This window comes from Arthrobacter sp. UYEF21 (assembly GCF_040546085.1).
In the GTDB taxonomy this organism is placed as follows: Bacteria; Actinomycetota; Actinomycetes; order Actinomycetales; family Micrococcaceae; genus Arthrobacter.
Window position 1 is genome coordinate 1 of the sequence record NZ_JBEPNF010000038.1, and the last position, 5,019, is coordinate 5,019.

6 protein-coding genes are annotated in these 5,019 nt (G+C 63.2%); 3 read left to right on the forward strand and 3 right to left on the reverse strand.

Annotated features, from left to right (window positions below; genetic code table 11):
• Positions 1-144 precede the first annotated feature (144 nt).
• A complete protein-coding gene (locus ABIB27_RS19100; protein WP_354216114.1) occupies positions 145-891 on the forward strand; it encodes a FadR/GntR family transcriptional regulator in 747 nt (248 codons plus the stop codon).
• A gap of 828 nt (positions 892-1,719) precedes the next feature.
• Entirely contained in the window at positions 1,720-1,986 is a 267-nt protein-coding gene (locus ABIB27_RS19105) for a hypothetical protein (RefSeq protein WP_354254673.1), read from the forward strand.
• 116 nt (positions 1,987-2,102) lie between these two features.
• Here the strand turns inward: ABIB27_RS19105 and ABIB27_RS19110 are convergent, their stop codons facing one another.
• The 3 genes from ABIB27_RS19110 to ABIB27_RS19120 form a co-directional block, all read right to left on the reverse strand.
• Complete coding sequence (locus ABIB27_RS19110) at positions 2,103-2,303, reverse strand: tRNA-specific adenosine deaminase (protein WP_354254674.1); 201 nt, start codon at positions 2,301-2,303, stop codon at positions 2,103-2,105.
• Between the two features lie 78 nt (positions 2,304-2,381).
• The gene (gene cynS, locus ABIB27_RS19115) at positions 2,382-2,852 is read right to left on the reverse strand and encodes a cyanase (protein ID WP_354216113.1); all 471 of its coding nucleotides are present in this window, start codon (positions 2,850-2,852) and stop codon (positions 2,382-2,384) included.
• 34 nt (positions 2,853-2,886) lie between these two features.
• A complete protein-coding gene (locus tag ABIB27_RS19120; RefSeq protein WP_354254676.1) occupies positions 2,887-3,546 on the reverse strand; it encodes a carbonic anhydrase in 660 nt (219 codons plus the stop codon).
• 115 nt (positions 3,547-3,661) lie between these two features.
• Between ABIB27_RS19120 and cynR the strand changes: the two genes are divergently transcribed.
• Entirely contained in the window at positions 3,662-4,534 is an 873-nt protein-coding gene (gene cynR / locus ABIB27_RS19125) for a transcriptional regulator CynR (RefSeq protein ID WP_354254678.1), read from the forward strand.
• Positions 4,535-5,019: the final 485 nt, after the last annotated feature.

The following is a 5,019-nucleotide window of genomic DNA, read 5'->3' on the forward strand; positions in this document are numbered from 1 at the left end:
GTGTTTGTTTTTGTCTGCCACCCACCCCCACACCCCCACCCATCCAGCGGGGGGGGCCCCCCCCCCCCCCCGCGGGGGGGGGGGGGGGGCGGGGGCGCGCCCCCCCCCCCCCCCCCCCCCCCCCCCGCCCGTAAGGAACCGCCCATGATATCTGCCGAAGCAGGAGCAACACCCCGCCGTCGTACCCATGACGCGCTCCTGAAGGATATTGAAGCGGACCTGCGCTCGGGCAAAATCAAAGTAGGGGACCGCCTCCCGGGCGAACGAACACTCGCCGAAACCTACGGCATCTCCCGGGCATCAGTGCGGGAGGCCATCCGGGTGCTGGATGCCATGGGAATACTGCGCAGTTCCGTCGGGTCCGGCCCCACCTCCGGCGCCATCATTGTTTCTGATCCCTCCGCGGGCCTGTCGTCGGCGCTGCGGCTCCACGTTGCCACTAACCGACTGCCGGTCGCAGACATAGTCCAGACCCGCATCCTGCTCGAAACCTGGACAGCCCGGGTCAGTGCCGCCCGTACGGGAGGGGACGAAGATCTGGAGCAGGCAGCCCAACTGCTGCACGCCATGGACAACCCCGCCATCAGCCGGGCGACGTTCCATGAACTGGACGCCAGATTCCACGTAGCACTGAGTTCGCTTGCCGGGAACGCCGTAGTCGCCACCATGATGGAATCCCTCAGCGGCGCCATCGTCAGCTACGTCAAAGGTGCTATGGACGCCATGGAAGCGTGGCCCGACGTCATGTCCACTCTTCGAACCCAGCACCACGGCATCTTCGACGCCGTCCAGTCACACGACGGGGAACTCGCGGCCCGACTCCTGCAAGAGCACATCGAGTGGTTCCATCAGAAGGCACAGGAAGCGACCTCCACCGAAGCCGCGCACTAAACTGAAGCCCAACGAAGGGACCTGCACGAGCAGGTCCCTTCGTTCACTACCACTGAACCGGCGACCCGAACGCACACGACTGCGGCGCCGCGTCCCGGTGCTATCCCCACTCCCGTTAGCGCAACGCTCTCCGAAGGCCTCGACGCCGATCCGGATCCCGGACTTTATGGTTCTGGCAGGACTCATGGGCCCTCCCACTATCCCGACCATCACAGCGGTACTCCTGAACAGCTTTGGCCCCCCTACTCGCCGGTCCGGTGGGTGATGTCTGGACCCCACTCCGGCCGAGCCGACGCAGGTCGGTTCCCGTCTCAGCCGGGCAGATAATGTCGGACCCGGCGCTTAGGCTCCTTCCCGTGACCAAGTTGAAGAAGACGTGTCCGCTGTGCCACGGGACACCGCGCCATCCTTGCCCCGGAATGTGGGCATGTGACGATTGCGGGCGTGGCTGGCCCATCGGCCAAAGCCCCATTGCAATGCTACGAAAGGCCCAGGCCGCCGGCCCGGCGCGGCCCAAAACAAAATTACTGCGGAATATGTCCGATGCATTCAGCGCAGGGGAGGGGGGACAAGGTTGCAGTCGGTAACCGAACCGCCACGACAGGAAAAATGTCTGGCGCCCAGAGCTGGTCCGGGCGCCCATCACCAGGGCCGCGACTGCCGCAGCCCCCACTGTCCACCCAGGGGATGTTCAATCAGCGCTCGCGGGGCTATTCTCGGCAAATCAACGAACATGCGGTTTCGTCGGACGCCAGCGGGTATTTGTTCACGTTCAGCATCAGCCGGATATCACTTCGAATAGCTGGCCTGTGTGCAGTTATTGCGGGGGTGATTATCGCTGTCCTGGCCAACGCAGCGGAGCCTTTCCGCGCCCCGTTGGGAATCGCGCTGGGCGTCCTCGCCAGCACCCTGCTTTTCGCATACGTTCTGAACAGATCAACTCAGCGGCAGAAGCTGGTGCCGTCACCAACCCCAGCCGGCAACGGCGGCCATCAGGCAGCAGCTGGCAAGAGGCTTGGGAAAAAATCCTTGTCCTCAGAACTTGCCGTCCTGGCAGAAGGTGGCCAGTTCGAAGTACTTGGGTCATCGACCTAGTGCGGTTCGTAGTCGACGCGCTGGGTGAGGAAGACGACCTTCTCGGGGCTGCAGTAGTACAGCGAGCCGAGGCACATCGGAGAGGGATGGGTCAAGCACGTAGATGGTGCACCCGGTCAGGTGCTCGGTACCGAGCCGGGTTCAGGCCTCGCGGATCGCGAGGATCTCGGCGTGCGCGGGGGGTCGTTCGTCTGGGACACCCGGTTGGGGCTCTCGGCGATAATTTCCTCGTCGCGGGCAATGACGGTCGCGAAGGGTCGCCCAACTGTCTCGACATTGGCACGGGCGATATCGATGGTGCGTTGAACGAAGTCCATGATGTTCCTGGGCTGGGAGGTAAGTTCGGGCGAAGCCGTGGCTGTGTCCTCATTCCGAGAACACAGCCACGGTGGGGATCAGAACGGTTTGGTGGGCAGGTATTTGCCGTCGAGGGTGATCACTGCACGTGAACCGCCGTCGGGGTCTTCAACTTTCTTGATGTCCAGCTTGAAGTTGATGGCACTGATGATGCCGTCACCGAACTGTTCGTGCACCAGAGCTTTCAGGGTGGATCCGTAGACCTGGAGCATTTCGTAGAAACGGTAGATGGTGGGGTCGGTTGGGATGCCGCCGGGGATGCTGCCGCGCAGCGGGATGGTCTGCAGCAGCATGGAGGCGTCCTCGCCCAGATCCAGCCGCTCGGCGACGATTTCCGCAGCGGTTTCCGGCAAGGGATGCTGGCCGAGCAGGGCGGCGGTGACGAAGGCCAGGCTCAGCCCAGTGCCGTCGGTCAGTTCCTGCCAGGAGAGGTTCTTGCGCATCTTGGCATCGATGATGGCGGCGGTCAGTTCCTCGCGCGGAGCCTGGGCGTTCTGGGAATGAATCATGGTGTTTTCCTTTTCCTTGGGTGTTATCGGGTGGTTAGGCGGCCAGGCCGGCTGTGGCCGGCGTGGCACTGGTCTGGGGGTTGTCCGCGAGTGGGACAAAGAGGCCTGTGGCGCCGTCGAGGGTGTCGATGGTGCCCGTTTCGATGTCGTAGACCCAGCCGTGGAGGTTCAGCCGGTTCTGGTCCAGGGCCAGAGAGACGGAGGGATGGGTCCTGATGTTGGTCAGCTGGGCGATGACGTTCCCGCGGACCATGGCCTCCAGCCGCTCCTGGGCGGACCCGTGGGTGCGGGCGGCGTTGACGACCTTCGCCGCGTCGGCATAGGCAAGCCAGCTGGCCACGGCAGGCAGGTGGTCCAGGTTCGTGTTGGAGGAGATGGCTGTCATCGCTCCGCAGTCGGAATGGCCACAGATGATGATGTCCGTGACGCCCAGGACGGCGACAGCGTACTCGACTGTCGCGGAGACACCGCCGGGCTCCGGGCCGTAGGCCGGCACGATGTTGCCGGCGTTGCGGATCACGAACAAATCGCCCGGTTCCCGCTGGGTCAGCAACTCCGGCACGACCCGGCTGTCCGAGCAGGCAATGAACAGTGCCCCGGGGTTCTGGGCGGTAGCCAGCTCCTTGAAGAGTCCAGAGCGTTTCGGAAAGGCTTCCCGTTGAAATTTCAGAAAGCCGTCGATGATGTCTTGCATGGGCCGTCTCCTTGATGTTTTGGGGGATAACTCAAGGATGACGGAAACTATCTATAGTGTCCAAGACTCGTTTGCAATGAGGTCAATAAGTGTTTCCTATAGTTGGAGAGTCGTGATGCTACGCCACCTTCGTTACCTGACCGCGGTCGCGGAACACCAGAACTTCACCCGCGCTGCCGAGGCGCTGCATGTGTCCCAACCCACGCTGTCCCAACAGATCAAGCAACTGGAGATCTCGCTGCACGTCCAACTCCTGGACAGGTCCGGGCGGACCGTGCGGCTGACCGACGCCGGCGAGACCTACCTGCGCTATGCCCGCCGCGCCCTGCGGGAGCTTGACGCCGGAACCCGGGCCATCCACGACGTGCAGGATCTAAGCCGTGGATCGATCCGGCTGGCGATGACGCCCACGTTCACCGCTTACCTGATCGGTCCGCTGGTCGAACGCTTCAGCACCCTCTATCCAGGCATCACGTTGAGCGTGCGGGAGATGACCCAGGACCGCATCGAGGCCGCACTGGCCGCGGACACCCTCGATCTCGGCATCGCTTTCGCCCAGGCACGTTCGTCCGAGATCGAGACCCAGGCATTGTTCGTCGAAACCCTTGGCCTGGTCGTCGGCAACAACCACCCCCGCGCCGGCACGCAGACACCCACGGGCCTGCTGGAGCTCGAACAAGAGAGGCTTGTACTCCTCAGTAGCGACTTTGCAACCCGGCGCCACATCGACCAGCACTTCCGGGACCACGGCATTGACCCCCGCATCGCGATCGAGGCCGACTCCATCAGCGCGATCGTCGAAATCATCCGCCGCGGCCAACTCGCCACCGTGCTGCCCGAAGCCATCACCCGCGAACAGCCCAAACTGCACCTCATTGACCTGTCACCGCCCATCCCACCCCGCACGGCAGCCCTGCTCAGGAGGAAAGGCGCTTACGTGAACGCAGCCAGCCAGGCCTTCACCGAGCTCGCATCGACGTGGAGCTAATCGCCTGGGCTATCTCTGACTCGGTCTGCACATCCGAGGCCGCCGCCATCCGGTGCGCCCTCGGACTCTCGATCTTCCTGTTCGGCCTCTGCGTCTTCAGGGAGGTCAACGGCGCCGCACAGGCTGTTCCCGCGTGTACAAAGAGAGGAGGAAGTAGCGGCGGAAGGCTTCACCTTTGACGAGCTACCGACGATAAAGTTCTTGCGCTTCATGTACATGTGCATGGGATTCCTGGCCGTTGTCGCCATGGCCGTTGAGGCTTCACGCAGCCAAATCCCCGGCGCACGAGATGCGGTCCAAAGGACGCTTGTCTAGGGGAACATCTCAGCAGAGGATCAATGGTTGAGACCACCCCTTGCATGTCGAAAACTGACCGCCATCGCGCGGGCCAGCAGATGACCGATAAAGGGGAAGGCCAGGACGGCGGCGATGTTGAATAGGAAGATTGTGGAGATCGCGTAGGCAACGTCAACGCTGACGGCGCC